The organism is Achromobacter xylosoxidans (assembly GCF_002192695.1).
Taxonomy (GTDB): domain Bacteria; phylum Pseudomonadota; class Gammaproteobacteria; order Burkholderiales; family Burkholderiaceae_B; genus Achromobacter; species Achromobacter xylosoxidans_C.
The window spans coordinates 137,009-152,613 of record NZ_MTLG01000112.1 but is presented as its reverse complement, the minus strand read 5'-3'; the positions used below and the strand labels follow the sequence as shown (position 1 = coordinate 152,613).

Genomic DNA, 15,605 nt, shown 5'->3' with positions numbered 1-15,605 from the left:
CCATCCCAGTCAGGCCTCGGTTCTTTTGAATTGGGGAATCAGGGCGCCATCGCCGCGGTCTTCGAAAACCACGCCGACCTTGTCCCCTATCCGTACCGAAAGGGCATCGGCGCCCACGATGTTGGCGACCATGCGCGGGCCTTCGTCGAGTTCGATCAGCGCGGTGACATAGGGCGTCCTGGACGCGAACGCGGGCAGCGGCGCGCGGCGGATGATGGAAAAGCTGTAGACGCTGCCTGTGCCTTTGCTTTGCACCCATTCGAGTTGATCCGACCAGCATTCGGGGCAGAGATGGCGCGGCATGAAATGCAGTGCTGCGCATGCCTTGCATCTCCGGATCAGCAGTTTGTGTTCGCGGGCTCCATCCCAGTAGGGCTGGGAGTCGGCATTGGCGATGGGTTGAGGCAGATCCTGGCTCATGCTTTGTCTCCCTGGTTCACGACCGCCGCGGCGCCGGGAAAATCGGGGCGGCGGCGTTCCAGGGCGGCGTTCAAGCCTTCGCGGAACTCGGGGTTGGACATGGCCAGCACCTGACCGAAGCCCTCGAATGCCAGCATGTCGTGCAGCGAGGTTTCGAAACTGCGCGCCATGACGGCCTTGGCCAGCCCCATGACCTCGGCGGGCCCTTCGGCCAGGCGTCTGGCCTCGGCGAGGCCGGCGTCATACAGGTCGGCATCGGCGACGACCTTGGATACCAGGCCCAGATCAGCGGCCTCCTGCGCGGAGAACGTGCCGCCGCTGAACAGGAAGTTCTTGGCGCGCGCCATGCCGATCAGGCGCGGCAAGTGGTACATGACCGCGATGTCAGGCACGACGCCCAGCCTGAAGAATCCGGACATGAACTTCGCGCTTTCGCCAGCGATGACCACGTCGCCGGTCAGCGCGAGGCCCATGCCGCCGCCTACTGCATGACCGTTCACGCCGACGACGACGGGCTTGTCCAGCGTGATCAGCGGCGTGAGCCAGCGGCTCAGATTGCGGAAGCGCCGGTGCACCGTCCACGGATCGCAGGCCGTGCGCAGATGATTCAGGTCGCCGCCGGAGCAGAAAGTCGGGCCGTCGCCCGTCAGGAAAACCGCGCGTATGCCGGGCTCGCGCTCGGCCAGGGCGATCGCCGCGCCGAGCTGTTCGCGCATGTCCATGGTCATCGAGTTCCGGCTTTCCGGGTTCGCCAGGCGGATGATGAGTACGTCTCCGTCTCTTTGTGTTGCTACCAGCTCCTGTGCTGCCATGTAGGACGCTCCAATGGGTAAAGGGGGGTGTTTGTGTAAAAGCAAAGTTCGTGCCAGATGCGCCGTCCGCGGGCCGGAGCAGGGCAGGCGTACGGATCGCCTGCCGGGGTGTACTCGCGGCATACACGCGGATGCGGGACTGTGTTTGTGTGTTCGCGGCGGCGGAGCCGCAAGGGCCCGCCGCACTGGCTATTTGCGCGCCTGCGCCGCCGCCAGCGCGCGTTGGTGTCCTGGCATGGCCGTGGCCAGCGCGAACGCATCGGCCTCATGCGCCATGGCGCTGTCCATGGGCTGGCTCCAGCTCTGGCGGCTGACCGACTTGGTCAGCATCAGTGCTTCATGGGGCAGCGCCAGCAGCTCGGCCGCCAAGGCGCGGCTGGCCTCGGCCAGGGTTTCCCGCGGCACCACGCGACGGGTCAGGCCGCGCAGGCGGGCCTCCTCGGCATCCATGGCGCCGCCCGTGAGCATCAGGTCCAGGGCGGCGGGGACGCCCAGTTTCGACTGCAGCAGATAGGAGCAGCCGCCGTCCGGGATCAGGCCCAGGCGCACGAAGGGGAACCGCAGCGTCGCGTCATCCGCCATGACCAGCAGGTCGGCGGCAAGCGCCAGCGAAGCGCCGCCGCCGGCCGCCGCGCCCTGGACCGAGGCGATGACGATCTTGTTCATCCTGATCAGCGCCATGTGGTGTTGCTGCGCAGTCAGGATACGGTCGCGCCAGGCCAGCGGGGTCGTCGGCAGATCGCCGGTATCGGCCCCGACGCAGAAGGCGCGGCCCAGCCCTTGCAGCAGCACCACATGGATGTCGGGGTCCGCGGCGATGTCCTGCAGGTGGGCGCCGAACTCGGCGCGCATCGCCGTCGACAGGGCATTGAGCTTTTCGGGGCGGTTCAACGTCAAGACGGCAAGGCCGCCTGTTTTTTCCAACAGGACCGTGGCTTGGGCGCTGGCGTTTTCCTGGTGATGCGCGGACATGATGCTTCTCCTTGAAGGGTGGGTGGTGAACCTTCAAGCAAAATGGATGCCAGCATTCAGCCGCAGCGGCCGGGGGCGGCGAAGCCGCGGATCGTGTCCGCGGCGCACGCAGTTCGCACCGCCGGAAGACACACGCTGTGCGCCGGGATCGCGGCCGCGCTCAAGCCTGGCCTGGCGGCCTGTACCACTGAGGGTAATGCTCCTTGACCAGCGGGCCGTCCTCTCTCAACGCGTGGCAAGCGCCGATCTTCAAGGGGCGTTTGGCGGGATCGTCCTCCTCCTGCGGGGAGATCTTGCCTTGCAGGATCGTCTGCACGGCCAGGGTCGGCAGCAGCGTCGCCAGCTCGGACAAGTGCGAGCAGCGCTCATGGGCCGGGATCCGCTTGGCGATTTCCTGGCGGAAGCCCTTGAGCAGGTTCGCGCCGACCAGCCGCTCCAGCCGCAGCTGGGCTTCGGGACAGACGGAGGGAAAGGGCATGCGGTGCATGCCGGCCTCGGCGCCCAGCACATCCAGGGCTTCGTTGATGGTCACGCGGATCGCCATCAGATGTATGGGCACGCCGCAGTCGAAATGCCGCATCTGTGTGGTGAAGGGCTGGGGCTTGACGTCCTCGATCAAGGCCTCCAGGTCCCACAGGCCGTCCTCGCGCTCGTAGGCCTGCAACTGGATGGTGCGCGAGTGGGAGGATTTTCTGGCGCTGGCAGGAGGGGGAAGAAAATGCGAAGGCGACACCATGGAGTGGTCTCCGAGTCTGGTTCGAGGGACCGGGAAGCTGGCTCCCGGTCCCGCCAAAAAGGAAGGAGGGGCCTAGCGGGTTGCGCCGCTTTCGGCCAGTGCGCTGATCTCGCTGTCGGATAGCCCGGCCGCGGCAAGAATCTCGTGGCTGTGCTCGCCCAGGCGTGGCGCAAGGCGCTTCACCTCGCTCGGAGTCTTGCCGAACTTGACGGGCGGCCTGACGTGAGTCAGCACGCCTTCGCTCGGATGTTCCTGTTGCACGAACATGCCGACCGCCGCCAGATGGGGGTCCGTGAACAAGTCCTCCAGGCTGTTGACCGGCGCGACAGGAATGCTCAGCGGCCGCAGCTGGCTCAGCCATTCGGCGGAGGTCCGCTCGGTCATGATTTCGCCGAGTATCTTGTACAGGGTTTCGTAGTTCTGGCTGCGGTGGTTCGGCGTGTCGTAGCGGGGATCCTTCGCCAGATCATCGCGGCCGACCAGTTGGAAGAAGTCCTTCCAGTTCTTGTCGGTGTAGGGCAGCACGCAGAGATAGCCGTCCTTGGTGCGGTGCGGCTTGCGCAATTGGCTGAGCACGCGCGGATAGCCTGCCTTGCCGTTCTGCGGGTCGAAAGCCCGTTCCCATTGATGTTCTATCAGCATGAACGAGGCCAGGGACTCGAACATCGGCACTTCGATGCTTTGCCCTTCGCCGGTGCGCAGCTTGTGGAACAGCGCGGCCAGGACGCTGTAGGCGATGGTCAGGCCGGCGACCTTGTCGCCGATGATGGTGGGCGTGAAACGCGGTTCTCCCGCCAGATGGGCATTGACGGAGCACAGGCCGGACACGCCCTGGATCATGTCGTCGTAGGCAGGATCGTCGGCATAGGGACCGCCTTCGCCAAAGCCATAGGCGCCACAGTAGACGATGCCAGGGTTGATCTCCTTGATCTGCGCATAACCCAGGCCTAGCCGTTCGATGGCCGCCGGGCGCATGGCATGGACGAAGACATCGGCCGTGGCCACCACGCGCAGCAGCGCTGCGCGCGCCTCGGGGATGCGCAGGTCCAGCATCAGGCTTTTCTTGTTCCGGTTGACCGACAGGTGTATCGGCCCCATCGCCCGGCTACGGCCTGCGCCCATGTGGCGCATGATGTCGCCGTCGGGGCTTTCCACCTTGATGACGTCCGCGCCCATGTCGCCGAAGATCTGGGTGGCATAAGGCCCCATTACCACTGACGTCAGGTCGACGATCTTGATTTGAGACAAAGGACCAGGCATGACACTCCTCTACGCTTCTTGATGGTTCGTTGGTTTTTTCGTTACACAGAAATCGGCTGGTGCGCCCGCAGCCCCGATCGAAGGACAGGGTTTGCTGCATGGCATCAAATGCGTTCCTGATTCATTTCTTTCAAGCAATTTCCATGCCATTGCGGGCCACGCCGCGACAGGGGCGGCGGAGCGCCTTGCGCGGCGGGGCATCGGCCGCAAGATGTAGCGCCGGCGCGGCCTGCGGCGCTGCAGCCGTGGAGTACACTCGTCGCCACCAACATGCCGCCACGAAAGACACGGAAGGCAGATGCAGAGCGAGAGGATATGGTAAGAGACACCGAAGGGATACTTGTCCTGGACGAGGGCGGCCAGATTAAATTTTCTTCGGGTTTGGGCACGGAGGAAGTGATTGCGCGGATGCTCTCCCGCCTGTGGGCCGATCGTTCCAGCACCCCGGTCAAACGCCTGTTCGCCCTGCCTGGCATCGAGCCCGCTCACAGTGTCGCTGCGCTGGTTTGCGAGCAGGGCGCGTGTTTCCTGATCTTCTCCACGGGCGGGGATGAGCTGACGGAGTTCATTGCCACCGTCGATTGCGCCGCGGATATCTTCCGGTACTTCATCACCAATCCCTATGAGGCCATGAACGTCGTCGACGCGGCGGGCAATCTGCTTTACATGAGCCCGATCCACGAACGTTCGATCGGCTTGAAGCGCGGCGACGCCATCGGCCGGCCGGTCAGCGATGTGATCGAGAACACCCGCTTGCAGGAAGTGGTCGTCACAGGCAAGCCGCAGATCGGCGAGGCCCATGAGGCCAAGGGCGTCACCCGCATCGTTTCGCGCATCCCGATCTTCGACCGCGACAAGAAGCTGGTGGCGGCGATCGGCCAGGTCATGTTCAAGGGCCCGCAGGCGATTCCGCAAGCGATCCAGGACATCTCCAACGAGCTCGCCCGCGTGCGGCAGGAGCGCGATTTCTATAAGCGCGAACTCTCCGGCATACGCAACCGTTCCTACGGGCTGGATCAGATCGTGGGCAGCAGCAAGGCCATCCGGCAGCTCAAGGAAGACATTCTGCGGGTCGCGCCGCTGGACGTGCCGGTGTTGCTGGTGGGGGAAAGCGGAACGGGCAAGGAGCTGGTGGCGCACGCGCTGCACATGCTCAGCCCGCGTGGCGACAAGCCGCTGACCCTGATCAATGCGGCCGCGATGCCCATCAGCCTGGTGGAAAGCGAGCTGTTCGGCTATGAAGGCGGCGCGTTCACCGGCGCCGACAAGCGCGGCCGCAAGGGTAAGTTCGAGCTTTCCGATACCAGCAGCCTGTTCCTCGATGAGATCGGCGACATGCCGATGGAAATGCAGGTGAAATTGCTGCGCGTGCTGCAGGATGGCACGTTCCAGCGCGTGGGCGGTGAACGTCTGCTGCACTCGGATTTCCGTCTGATCTCGGCCAGCCATCGGGACTTCCAGAAGATGGTTGCGGACAATACGTTCCGCCTGGACCTGTTCTACCGCATCAGCGCCGTGACGCTCTACCTGCCCTCGCTACGGGACAGGCCCGAGGATATTCCCGAGCTGGCCGATACCTTCCTGGCCGCCTTCGCCAAGCGCCAGGGCGTGGCCAGGAAGTCCATCGACGACCATGTCATCCAGTACCTGCAATCGCGCAGCTGGCCGGGCAATGTGCGCCAGCTGCAGCACGCGGTGGAGCGGGCGGCGATATTCAGCGACGGCAGCCGCCTGACGCTGGAGAGCTTCGGCGGTCTGGAGCATCCGGGCGGCATCGGGGCCGAGAAGGAGTACCGCCCCTTGCAGGCGACCGCGGGCTCGGGCCGCTTCGACATGTGGGAAGCGAAGCAGCGCGTCGAAATGGAGCTGATCGCGGACGCCATGGAGCGCACCGGCGGCAACAAGAAGCGGGTCGCCGAGGAACTGGGAATCTCCCGCTCCTATCTGTACAAACAGCTGCGCCTGATGGAAGGCGGCAAGGAGAGCTGAGTCCCGGCCCCGGGATGTCAGGACTGCACGACCCCGGCGTTGAACAGCTCCTGCTGCTGCGCGGCATCCAGACCGAGTTCACCCAGGATTTGCCGGGTGTGCTCGCCGCGCCGCGGCGAGCGCTTTTCCTGGCTGCCCGGCGCCGCCGTGCCCGGCAGCCGGGCGATCGGCACGCGGCATGGGCCGCCTTGGTCGCTCAGCGCGAATATCCGCTGTTGCTCAACCTGTGCGTCGGCCAGGAAGCCGGCGTAGTCGGAGACTTTTCCGCAGACCACGCCATGCCGGTTCAGGCGCTCGACCCAATGCGCCGTCGGCTTGGCGCGGAAGATCCGTGTCAGCGTTGAATTGATCTCCTCGCCGTGCGCGTAACGCCCGGTCGCCGTGCTCAGCCGCGGGTCGGCGAGCCAGTCGTTCCGTCCTATGGCCTGGCACAGGCCGGCGAACATCCGGTCGTGCAGCGAGGTGACGTTGATATGCCCGTCCTCGGTCTCGAAGGTGCCAGCCGGCACGCTCAGCGCCTGCACGGCGCGTCCGGCGTTGAGGGCTTCGTCGATGATGGCGCCGCTTTGCACCGCGGCCGCGGCTTCCAGCAGGGAGACCTGCACCCGCGAGCCTTGGCCCCGCACGGCGCGGCGGTACAGCGCGGCGCCCGTGGCCTGCGCCGCATAGATGCCCGTCGTCACGTCGATCAGCAGGATGCCGACCTTGCGCGGCGCGCCGCGCGCGTCGCGGTTGACCACCATCATGCCGCTCATGGCCTGCAGCGTCGAATCCGATCCCGGCCGTTCGGCATAGGGGCCGTCCGGACCGAAGGCGGACACCGAGACATACACCTGATCGGGCCTGGCTTTCGAGAGTTCGGCGTATGACAGGCCCAGACGCTCCATGACGCCGGGGCGGAAGCTCTCTATGACGACGTCGGCACGCAACGCCAGCTGGCGCAGGAGGTCGCGGCCGGCCTCGGTCTGGGCGTCGACGCAGATCGAACGCTTGCCCAGGTTGTAGGCAATGGCAAGCGCGCTCATGCCTTCGGTCTGATGGCCGATGGCGCGGCTCCAGTCGCCGGCTGGCGATTCCGCTTTGATGACCTCGGCGCCTTGTTCCAGCAGGAGCATGGCGCAGTAAGGTCCGGCGACTCCCTGGCTGAGATCCAGGACGCGCAATCCGGCGTAGGGCTTATCGGGCGAGGCGGGCATGGGGTGGGGCTCCTGAGCAAGTCTGGCGTGTCCGGGCTTTCCCGGATGTGTTTGGGTATGAAGCAAAACCCGTACCACGGGGGCTTGCGCCGCGGATGCAGGTCCTGCCGCGCCACGAGTGTCCTCATAGTACGCATATGTGTTCACCCAGGAGGCAAGGCCGGCGGCTGGCTGGCGGCCGCGGTGTTGCGTTGCTGGACGGTGCGCAGCGAGACCGGGCCTGGCATGGAATTTGCGTTTGACCAGGAAGGATGCAGACGTGGATTTTCAACCAGGAAGTCAGGAGCAGACATGAACCATGCAATCAATAAGATGGCCACCCGAGTGGCCACGATCGCGTTGGCAGCGCTTACCGCGACCAGCGCTGGGGCCGCCGAATATCCGAGCAAGCCAATCAGGATGATCGTGCCGTTCGCGGCGGGCGGGCCGACCGACACGTTGGCGCGCAGCCTGGCCGAGGCGATGACGGAACAGCTGGGCCAGAAAGTGATCGTGGAAAACAAGCCGGGAGTGGGCGGGAACGTAGGCACGGCCCAATTCGCGCGCATGGCCCCCGACGGCTACGCGGTGCTGCTGGTCACCAATGGCCCGCTGGTGGCCAATCAGATGATGTTCAAGAACCTGGGCTTCGATCCGAAGAAGGACCTGGATCCTGTCTCCTTCGTGGCCTATCTGCCCAATATGGTCGCCGTGCATCCCAGCGTGCCGGCAAAGACCATCAAGGAGCTGATCGCGCTGCTGAAGGCCAACCCCGACAAGTACAGCTTCGCATCGGGCGGGGACGGCACCAGCACCCACTTTGCGGGCGAACTGATGAAGTCCATGGCGGGCGTGCAGATGACGCACATTCCCTACAAGGGGGATGGCGCGTCGATGCCGGACGTCGTCGGCGGACAGGTGCCCATCGTGTTCGGCAGCATCTTCGCCGCCAAGCGCTTCGTCGACGGCGGCATGCTCAGGGGATTGGCGGTGACGTCCCTGGACCGGGTCCCGTCCATGCCGGACATGCCGACGGTGGCTGAATCCGGCTTGCCCGGCTACGACCTGACCGCCTGGTACGGCGTGGTGGTCCCCGCGGGTACGCCCAAGCCCATCGTCGACAAGTTGAGCCAGACCATCGCCCGGGTCGTGGCGTCGCCGGACTTCCGCGCGCGGGTCGAGGGGATGAGCGGCATACCGAAAAGCACCACTCCGGAAGAGTTTGCCGCCTTCATGGAAGCGGAGCGTCCCAAGTGGAAGAAGCTCATCGAGGAATCGGGAATCAAGATCAACTAGGCCGCTCGCGCCGGGAACACAAGTGAAACAGGAGAAAGCGATGTTTGCTGCAGATGTGCTGAAAGGAAAGGTGGCGTTGATAACGGGAGGCGCGGGCGGCATAGGGCTGGAGATCGCCACGGCCTATGCGCGCCTGGGCGCCAAGGTGGTGGTGGCGAGCCGCAACCAGGAGCGGCTGGACGGCGCCGTGGCGTCGCTGGCGGCGCAGGGCCTGGAGATCCTGGCCGTGCAAACCGACGTCAGAGTCTACGAGCAGATCCAGGCCGCCATAGAAACCGCGGTCGAGCGCTACGGCGCGCTGGACATTCTGGTGAACAACGCCGCCGGAAACTTCCATTGCCCGACCGCCGAACTGTCGCCCAATGGCTGGAAGACGGTCATAGACATCGATCTGAACGGCACGTTCTATGGCTGTCATGCCGCCTACAAGCATCTGAAGGCGGCCCGCGATGGCGGCTGCATCATCAGCATCGCCACCATGCTCGGCCTGAGCGGCTGGCCGGGCGCCGCGCACGCCGGCGCGGCCAAGGCCGGGATCATTTCCCTGTCGCGCGCGCTGGCGGTGGAGTGGGGCGGCGACAACATCCGCGTCAACACCATTTCGCCTGGGCCCATAGGCGACACGGAAGGGGTGCGCCGCCTGTATCAGGAGACCGGCCGCGAGGAACTGGAGCGCAAGAAGACAGCCCTGGGCCGGTTCGGCAACAAGTCCGATATCGCCAATGCCGCCGTCTATCTGGCGTCGGACCTGGGCGCCTACATCACCGGCGAGAACATGGTGGTGGATGGCGGCCGCTGGCTCAAGTACGTGGCGGCCTGAGTGCGCGGGCGGCAGGCCGGCCGCCGCCCGCTGCCCGTTCAGCCCGCTGGCTTGACCAGCGGGCACTCGCTTTGCGACAAGGGACGGTAGGCCTCGTCCCCTGGAATGGTGTCCAGGATTTTCAGCAGATCCCATTCGCCCTTGGACTCCGCCGGGGTCTTCACCTGCGCCAGGTACATGTCGTAGACCATCCGGCCATCGGCGCGGATGCGGCCGTTCCTGGCGTAGAAATCATTGATCGGCATTTCCTTCATCTTGGCCGCCACGGCATCGGCGTCGTCGGTGCCGGCGGCCTGCACGGCCTGCAGGTAATGCAGGGTGGCCGAGTAGGCGCCGGCCTGCACCATGGACGGCATGGATTTCTGGCGTTCGAAATAGCGCTGTGACCAGGCGCGGGTTTCCGCGTTGCGGTCCCAGTAGAAGCCGGTGGTGAACTGCAAGCCTTGCGCGGCCTGCAGGCCCAGGCCCTTGATGTCGTGCAGGAAGACCAGCAGGGTGGCCAGTTTCTGGCCGCTTTGCGTGATGCCGAATTCCGAAGCCTGGCGCACCGCGTTCTGGGTGTCCGTGCCGGCGTTGGCCAGGCCTATCACCTTGGCCTTGCTGGCCTGGGCCTGCAGCAGGTAGGAAGCGAAATCGGGGCTGGACAGCGGCGCGCGCACATTGCCCAGGATCTTGCCGCCGTTCGCCTTGATGACATTGCCGGTGTCGCGCTCCAGCGAATGGCCGAAGGCATAGTCCGCCGTGATAAAGAACCAGCTGTCGCCGCCGGCGCGGGTCACGGCGCGGCCCGTGCCGTTGGCCAGGACGTAGGTGTCGTAGACATAGTGCACGCCATAGGGCGAGCACGCCGCGTTGGTCAGGTTGGACGAGGCCGAGCCGGCGAACAGCGTGATGCGCTTCTTTTCCTTGCCCAGGGTTTGCAGGGCCAGGGCCGATGCGGAGTCGGTGGATTCGATGATGGCGCTGACGCCGTCGCGGTCATACCACTGGCGCGCGCGCGTGGCTGCGATGTCGACCTTGTTCTGGTAGTCCGCGGACAGGACTTCGATGGGGCGGTCCAGTACCTTGCCGCCGAAGTCCTCGGCCGCCATCTTGACCGCGGTGACCATGCCGGGGCCGCCGTGCGCCGAATACACGCCGGTCATGTCGACGATGGCGCCGAGGCGAAATGGGGCGACGCCCTGTGCGTGGCCAGGGAATGCGTACAGCGAACCGCCTAGCAGCGCGGCCATGACTACGGTTGTCTGTTTCATGGGATATGTCCTGCCTTCTCAGGTTGGGCGATGCACGGGGGATTCCATATGGACGACGTACTTGCCGGTGGCGCGGCCTTGCTCCAGAGCGTGCAGGGCGATGGCCACCTCTTCCAGCGGCAGGCTGGCGGCCAGCCTGGGACGGATCAGTCCTTGTTCGCGCATGCGCAGCAGCCGCGCCTGCGCCTGCGCGATCTTCTCGGGCTGGCGGTCGCGGTAGTCGCTCCATTGCAGGCCGATGACGCTGATGTTCTTGAGCAGCAGATAGTTCGCCTTCAGCGTCGGGATCTGGCCCGCCGCGAAGCCGATCACCACCAGCCTGCCGCACCAGGCCAGGGCGCGCAGCGAAGCCGCGAAGACCTCGTCGCCCAGGGGATCGAGCACGATGTCGGCGCCACGGCCATCGGTTGCCGCCCAGACCTGATCGCGCAGACTGTCGCGCAGGTTTGCCGCCGACAGATCGATCACGTGGTCGGCCCCCATCTCGCGGGCCGCCTGCGCCTGTTGCGGCGTGTTGACGCCGGCCAGGGCGATGCCGCCCAGGGCCTTGACCAGTTGCACCGCGGCGCCGCCGACGCCACCGGCTGCGCCGTTGACCAGCACGGTTTCGCCGGCGCTGAAGCCACCGCGTTCCAGCAGCGCCAGATAGGCGGTCTGGAACACCAGCCCCATCGCGGCGGCGTCTTCGTGGCTGACGCCGTCGGGCAGCAGGTGGCAGTGGGCGGCGCGGGCGACGGCCTGGCTGGCGTAGGCGCCGTGCTCCATGTGCGCCACCACGCGATCGCCGGGCTTGAAGCCGGTGACGCCCGGTCCTGTGCGCAGCACGGTGCCGCTGGCGTCCTTGCCCGGCACGAACGGCAAGGGCGGCAGGATCTGGTACCTGCCCGAGACCACCAGCGTGTCCGGATAGTTCACGCCGGCCGCGGCAACCTGGATCAACACCTCGTCAGCGCCAGGCACGGGGTCGGCGACGGTTTCGACACGGTGGTCGCCGGCGGGCGCGAAGTTCCTGACCAACAGGGCTTTCATTCTGTCGCCTCCTGCGCGGCCAAGATGCGCGCCGTGTGTGCTCCCAGGCCCGGAGCCTGGACCTGGGATGCCGGCACGCGCAGGCCGGGATCGATGGGAACCGGCAAGGCGGGCATGGTCCGGCCCGCGCCGTCGGCGACTTCGCGCGAGAACAGGCCGCGCGCAATGAAGTGCGGGTCTTCGGCGGCCTCGCGCAGGCTGGCGACCAGGCTGACGCAGGTATCGCCGTCGCCGAACGCTTGCATCCATGCCTCGGCGCTGCGCTGGATCAGGACGGCCGCGACGCGCTGGCGCACGCTGGCGTCGTCCTCGGCCGCATCGGACAGCTCCGGCAGGCCGATGACCTCGACGAAGGCGCGCCAGAACTTGTCTTCCAACGGCGCCACCGCCAGGTGGCGTCCGTCCGCCGTCTCGTACACCTGGTAGCGGCAGCTGCCGCCCGTGACCTTGTCGCTCCCGGGCCGAGGCCACTGCCCCTGGCTCCAGCCATTGCCCAGCCCCCAATACATAAGCGTGAAAAGGTTGTCCGCCATGGCTACATCGAGGTGGCGTCCCTTGCCGTCGCGGTCGCGCTGGCGCAGGGCCAGCAGGATGTTCATGAAGGCGGGGTAGGCGCCGCCGGCCAGGTCCGCGGTGAGCGTGGGCGGCACCAGAGGCCGTCCTTGAGCATCCCCCGTCAGCGACAGCATGCCGGTCAGCGCCTGGTAGTTCAGGTCGTGGCCGGCCATGCCGGCCCTGGCGCCTTCCTGCCCATAGCCGGTGATGGAGCAATACACCAGGCGCGGGTTGATGCGCGCCACGCTGTCGTAGTCCAGGCCCAGGCGCTGCATCACGCCGGGGCGGAATTGTTCGATCAGCACGTCGGCCTCTTCGATGAGCCGGCGCAGGCGCGCGCGCTCGCCTTCATTCTTCAGATCCATCGCCACCGAGGTCTTGCCGCGGTTGAGCAGGGTGAAGTTGACGCTGTCCTCGCCAAACCGGGGCAGGTAGCCGCGCATCTCGTCGCCGCCGGCCGGCCGTTCGATCTTGATGACGCGCGCGCCGGCCTCGGCCAGCAGCAGCGTGCATAGGGGGCCGGGCAACAGGGTGCTGAAGTCCAGCACCGTGATGTCGCTAAGCGCTTGCATTGCCGCTCTCCTGGAGGTGGCGCTGCCACGCGACGCGCGCGCGCCGCGCGGGGGCGTAGGCTTCCTGGCCCAGCGTTTCGTACAAGGCCTGGCTTACCCGGTAATGGTGGTGCAGGCCGGTACGGCCGAGCAGGGCGATGGGGCCTTCGGGATACCCCAGGCCCAGGCGCAGGGTGGTGTCCATGTCATCGGCGCTGGCCAGGCCCTCGTCCAGGCGCCGCAGCGCCGCGTTGTAGTAGGGCCGCACCAGGCGGTTCAGGATGCGGCCGGGAAAGTCGTTGCAGACGGCGACTTCCAGGCCGGCCGCGGCGAAGGCGGCTCGTGCGGCCTGTAGCGCCTCAGGACTCGTGTAGGGTTTGCGCACCAGTTCGATGAGCCGGGTCGGCGCGTCGTCGCCCAGGCGGAACCGTGCGAACCCGACCACGTTACGGGCGCGGCCGTCGTCGTCGTCGCCCGTATGCACGCCCAGGCATTCCAGATCCAGTTCGATGGCGACGAAGGGCGCCTGCTGGCTTTCTGCCTGTTCCTGCCGGTAGCGCTGGCCGGCCTGGGCGCCCAGGTAGACCCGTCCCTCGCCGCTGGCGTGGGCTTGCGCAAGGAAGTCGTGGGCTTGGGGGAAGGACGCGCTGTTCCCGGTGTCGATGATGCGGTAGGCCATGGTAGTCATGCTCCGAAGATCTTGTCGTTGTCGTAGCGATGGAAGCCCGCGCCGCTCTTGCGGCCCAGGCGTCCTGCGCCAATCATGCGTTTGACCAGAGGGGGGCAGGCCGCGCGCGGCTCATGGGTGCTGCCGTGCAGCGCCTCGCACAAGAGCTTCTGGGTGTCCATGCCGACCATGTCCAGCAAGGTCAGTGGTCCCAGCGGATAGCCCAGGGCGGTCTTGACCGCCAGGTCTATGTCGGCCGGTTCCGCGACCCCCTGGTCCACCATGTTGATGACGTCGTTGTGCCAGGGCACCAGGAAGTAGTTGAGGATGAATCCCGGCGTGTCGCGCGTGAGCACGGGTTGTTGGCCCAGCGCCTCGCAGAACGCCCATGCCTGATCCAGCGCTTCGCGCGAGGTGTTCAGGCCAGGCGAGACTTCCACCAGCTTCATCAGCTGCGCGGGCAGGCAGAAATGCATGCCCACGACCTGGGTGTCGCGGCCGCTGCCGCCGGCGATCTCGGTGATCGACAGGGTGGAGGTATTGGAGGCGAACAGCGTGTGGGGCGCGCAGATCTGGTCCAGCTTGCGGAACAGTTCGTGCTTGACCTGGATATCCTCGAACACCGCCTCGATGATGATGTCGCAGTCGGCCAGCGATTCGATGTCATTGCTGGCATGCCAGTTGGCCAGTATGGCCTCGTCCTGGCCGGCCGCCAGCTTGCCGCGTTCCACCGACTTGCGCAGAAAGGCGGCCGCCTGCCGGCGCCCCTGTTCGGCGAGTTCGGCGCGGGTGTCGTAGGCGCGCAGCTTGTAGCCGGCGCGGGCCACGACGATCGCGATGCCCGTTCCCATGGTGCCGCATCCGACGACGCCTACGGTCTTGATGGTGTTCATGGACTACTCCTTGGTCAGAAAGCTGCGGCCGATGAGTTGGCGGTGGATCTGGTTGGTGCCCTCCCAGATCTGGGTGATCTTGGCGTCGCGCATCAGGCGTTCGACGCGATAGTCCTTGCAGTAGCCGTAGCCGCCCAGCAGCTGCACGGCCTCGGTGCTCATGCGCATGGCCAGGTCGGTGGCCTTGAGCTTCAGGATCGAGGCCTCCATGCCTATGTCGTCGGCGCGGTTGTCGACCATGCCTGCGACGCGCCAGAGCCAGGCCTCGCAGGTCGCCAGCTCGGCCGCCAGGTCGGCGACCAGGAACTGGATGCCCTGGAACTCCAGCACGCGGCGCTTGAACTGGCGCCGCTCGTTGATGTAGGCGACGGCGTCCTCGAAGGCGGCGCGCGCGATGCCCAGCGCATGCGCGGCCACGCTGGGCCGCGAGCGGTTCAGCGAGGTCAGCAGGATGCGCAGGCCGTCGCCCGGTTCGCACAGCAGGTTGGCGCGGGGGATGCGGCAGTTTTCGAAAGCCAGCGTGGCGGTGCTGGAGGCGCGGGTGCCCATCTTGTCCTCGGTGCCGACCACCGTCAGGCCCGGTGCGCCCTTTTCGACGATGACCGCGCTGATCGCCTGCTTGGCATCGTCGATGCCGGCCCACTTTCCGAACAGCAGGTATACGTCGGCCACATCGCCGTTGGTGATGAAGGTCTTCTGGCCGTTGATGACGATCTCGTCGCCCTGGGCCTCGAAGCGGGTGCGCATGCCCGTGGCGTCGGAACCGGCCGAGGGCTCGGTGATGACCAGCGAGGCCAGCCCGCCTTCGGCGATGCGCGGCAGGAGGCGTTGCTTCTGTTCCTCGTTGCCGAATTCGATCAATGGCTTGATGGCATGGAAATTGGTGGCCCAGACGATGCCGGTGGAGGCGCAGGCCGCGGAGATTTCGCGCACGCAGGCCAGATAGCAGGAATAGGACAGCGGCGAGCCGCCGTAGGCTTCAGGAATGAACATGGCGTTCAATCCCAAGGCGTTGATGTCGGCCACGTTGTCGTGGGGGAAGGCGCCGCTGCGGTCCAGTTCGGCGGCCCTGGGTGCGATGCGCTCGCGCGCCAGCTCCCGCACCGAGTCGAGCAGCATGGCTTCTTCGGGGCTCCAGGGCATGGAGGCGTCCAGGCGTTGCAGTACGTTCATTGAT

Annotated in this window: 15 protein-coding genes; 3 read left to right on the top strand and 12 right to left on the bottom strand. The window is 66.2% G+C overall.

All coding sequences use genetic code 11. The features are described from left to right. Nucleotides 1–9: 9 nt before the first annotated feature. The 5 genes from BRO63_RS28065 to BRO63_RS28045 all read right to left on the bottom strand — a co-directional run bounded on the left by BRO63_RS28065 (nt 10) and on the right by BRO63_RS28045 (nt 4,200). On the bottom strand, nt 10–420 hold the full coding sequence (locus tag BRO63_RS28065; RefSeq protein WP_088142930.1) for a Zn-ribbon domain-containing OB-fold protein: 411 nt from the start codon (nt 418–420) through the stop codon (nt 10–12). Beyond that, nucleotides 417–1,232: an enoyl-CoA hydratase/isomerase family protein gene (locus BRO63_RS28060; protein ID WP_088142929.1), complete on the bottom strand. Its 816-nt coding sequence runs from the start codon at nt 1,230–1,232 to the stop codon at nt 417–419. Before BRO63_RS28060 ends, BRO63_RS28065 begins: the two co-directional genes overlap by 4 nt. Before the next feature lie 189 nt (nt 1,233–1,421). Further along, the gene (locus BRO63_RS28055; protein ID WP_088142928.1) at nt 1,422–2,204 is read right to left on the bottom strand and encodes an enoyl-CoA hydratase/isomerase family protein; all 783 of its coding nucleotides are present in this window, start codon (nt 2,202–2,204) and stop codon (nt 1,422–1,424) included. A 160-nt stretch (nt 2,205–2,364) separates the two neighbouring features. Then, on the bottom strand, nt 2,365–2,940 hold the full coding sequence (locus BRO63_RS28050; protein ID WP_088142927.1) for a DUF2889 domain-containing protein: 576 nt from the start codon (nt 2,938–2,940) through the stop codon (nt 2,365–2,367). Between the two features lie 72 nt (nt 2,941–3,012). Beyond that, nucleotides 3,013–4,200 carry a CaiB/BaiF CoA transferase family protein gene (locus BRO63_RS28045; protein ID WP_088142926.1) on the bottom strand — a complete coding sequence of 396 codons (1,188 nt, stop codon included), beginning with the start codon at nt 4,198–4,200 and terminating at the stop codon, nt 3,013–3,015. A gap of 408 nt (nt 4,201–4,608) precedes the next feature. Between BRO63_RS28045 and BRO63_RS28040 the strand changes: the two genes are divergently transcribed. Then, a complete protein-coding gene (locus BRO63_RS28040; protein WP_256942964.1) occupies nt 4,609–6,189 on the top strand; it encodes a sigma-54 interaction domain-containing protein in 1,581 nt (526 codons plus the stop codon). 17 nt (nt 6,190–6,206) lie between these two features. Here the strand turns inward: BRO63_RS28040 and BRO63_RS28035 are convergent, their stop codons facing one another. Continuing rightward, a complete protein-coding gene (locus tag BRO63_RS28035) occupies nt 6,207–7,385 on the bottom strand; it encodes a CaiB/BaiF CoA transferase family protein (protein ID WP_088142925.1) in 1,179 nt (392 codons plus the stop codon). A 291-nt stretch (nt 7,386–7,676) separates the two neighbouring features. Here BRO63_RS28035 and BRO63_RS28030 point away from each other — a divergent pair, with 291 nt between their 5' ends. Both BRO63_RS28030 and BRO63_RS28025 read left to right on the top strand, forming a co-directional pair. After that, entirely contained in the window at nt 7,677–8,660 is a 984-nt protein-coding gene (locus tag BRO63_RS28030) for a Bug family tripartite tricarboxylate transporter substrate binding protein (RefSeq protein ID WP_088142924.1), read from the top strand. 40 nt (nt 8,661–8,700) lie between these two features. Continuing rightward, the gene (locus tag BRO63_RS28025; protein WP_088142923.1) at nt 8,701–9,480 is read left to right on the top strand and encodes an SDR family oxidoreductase; all 780 of its coding nucleotides are present in this window, start codon (nt 8,701–8,703) and stop codon (nt 9,478–9,480) included. Between the two features lie 38 nt (nt 9,481–9,518). Here the strand turns inward: BRO63_RS28025 and BRO63_RS28020 are convergent, their stop codons facing one another. Genes BRO63_RS28020 through BRO63_RS27995 form a run of 6 tightly spaced genes read right to left on the bottom strand, consistent with a single transcriptional unit; the run spans nt 9,519 to nt 15,601 of the window. After that, nucleotides 9,519–10,733: an ABC transporter substrate-binding protein gene (locus tag BRO63_RS28020; RefSeq protein ID WP_088142922.1), complete on the bottom strand. Its 1,215-nt coding sequence runs from the start codon at nt 10,731–10,733 to the stop codon at nt 9,519–9,521. An 18-nt stretch (nt 10,734–10,751) separates the two neighbouring features. Continuing rightward, the gene (locus BRO63_RS28015; protein ID WP_088142921.1) at nt 10,752–11,762 is read right to left on the bottom strand and encodes an NADPH:quinone oxidoreductase family protein; all 1,011 of its coding nucleotides are present in this window, start codon (nt 11,760–11,762) and stop codon (nt 10,752–10,754) included. Next, on the bottom strand, nt 11,759–12,889 hold the full coding sequence (locus BRO63_RS28010; RefSeq protein ID WP_088142920.1) for a CaiB/BaiF CoA transferase family protein: 1,131 nt from the start codon (nt 12,887–12,889) through the stop codon (nt 11,759–11,761). Before BRO63_RS28010 ends, BRO63_RS28015 begins: the two co-directional genes overlap by 4 nt. After that, nucleotides 12,876–13,556, bottom strand: coding sequence for a 3-hydroxyacyl-CoA dehydrogenase family protein (locus tag BRO63_RS28005; protein WP_256943423.1), 681 nt, complete (start codon nt 13,554–13,556; stop codon nt 12,876–12,878). Before BRO63_RS28005 ends, BRO63_RS28010 begins: the two co-directional genes overlap by 14 nt. Continuing rightward, nucleotides 13,553–14,428 carry a 3-hydroxyacyl-CoA dehydrogenase family protein gene (locus tag BRO63_RS28000; RefSeq protein WP_088142918.1) on the bottom strand — a complete coding sequence of 292 codons (876 nt, stop codon included), beginning with the start codon at nt 14,426–14,428 and terminating at the stop codon, nt 13,553–13,555. Before BRO63_RS28000 ends, BRO63_RS28005 begins: the two co-directional genes overlap by 4 nt. Before the next feature lie 3 nt (nt 14,429–14,431). Beyond that, entirely contained in the window at nt 14,432–15,601 is a 1,170-nt protein-coding gene (locus BRO63_RS27995) for an acyl-CoA dehydrogenase family protein (RefSeq protein ID WP_088142917.1), read from the bottom strand. Nucleotides 15,602–15,605: the final 4 nt, after the last annotated feature.

Excerpts from the sequence above, each read along its gene's own strand:
- BRO63_RS28065 (WP_088142930.1), bottom strand. The coding sequence starts at position 420 with ATGAGCCAGGATCTGCCTCAACCCATCGCCAATGCCGACTCCCAGCCC.
- BRO63_RS28045 (WP_088142926.1), bottom strand. The coding sequence starts at position 4,200 with ATGCCTGGTCCTTTGTCTCAAATCAAGATCGTCGACCTGACGTCAGTG.
- BRO63_RS27995 (WP_088142917.1), bottom strand. The coding sequence starts at position 15,601 with ATGAACGTACTGCAACGCCTGGACGCCTCCATGCCCTGGAGCCCCGAA.
- BRO63_RS28040 (WP_256942964.1), top strand. The coding sequence starts at position 4,609 with ATGCTCTCCCGCCTGTGGGCCGATCGTTCCAGCACCCCGGTCAAACGC.
- BRO63_RS28060 (WP_088142929.1), bottom strand. The coding sequence starts at position 1,232 with ATGGCAGCACAGGAGCTGGTAGCAACACAAAGAGACGGAGACGTACTC.
- BRO63_RS28025 (WP_088142923.1), top strand. The coding sequence starts at position 8,701 with ATGTTTGCTGCAGATGTGCTGAAAGGAAAGGTGGCGTTGATAACGGGA.
- BRO63_RS28010 (WP_088142920.1), bottom strand. The coding sequence starts at position 12,889 with ATGCAAGCGCTTAGCGACATCACGGTGCTGGACTTCAGCACCCTGTTG.
- BRO63_RS28015 (WP_088142921.1), bottom strand. The coding sequence starts at position 11,762 with ATGAAAGCCCTGTTGGTCAGGAACTTCGCGCCCGCCGGCGACCACCGT.
- BRO63_RS28050 (WP_088142927.1), bottom strand. The coding sequence starts at position 2,940 with ATGGTGTCGCCTTCGCATTTTCTTCCCCCTCCTGCCAGCGCCAGAAAA.
- BRO63_RS28020 (WP_088142922.1), bottom strand. The coding sequence starts at position 10,733 with ATGAAACAGACAACCGTAGTCATGGCCGCGCTGCTAGGCGGTTCGCTG.
- BRO63_RS28030 (WP_088142924.1), top strand. The coding sequence starts at position 7,677 with ATGAACCATGCAATCAATAAGATGGCCACCCGAGTGGCCACGATCGCG.
- BRO63_RS28055 (WP_088142928.1), bottom strand. The coding sequence starts at position 2,204 with ATGTCCGCGCATCACCAGGAAAACGCCAGCGCCCAAGCCACGGTCCTG.
- BRO63_RS28000 (WP_088142918.1), bottom strand. The coding sequence starts at position 14,428 with ATGAACACCATCAAGACCGTAGGCGTCGTCGGATGCGGCACCATGGGA.
- BRO63_RS28035 (WP_088142925.1), bottom strand. The coding sequence starts at position 7,385 with ATGCCCGCCTCGCCCGATAAGCCCTACGCCGGATTGCGCGTCCTGGAT.
- BRO63_RS28005 (WP_256943423.1), bottom strand. The coding sequence starts at position 13,556 with ATGACTACCATGGCCTACCGCATCATCGACACCGGGAACAGCGCGTCC.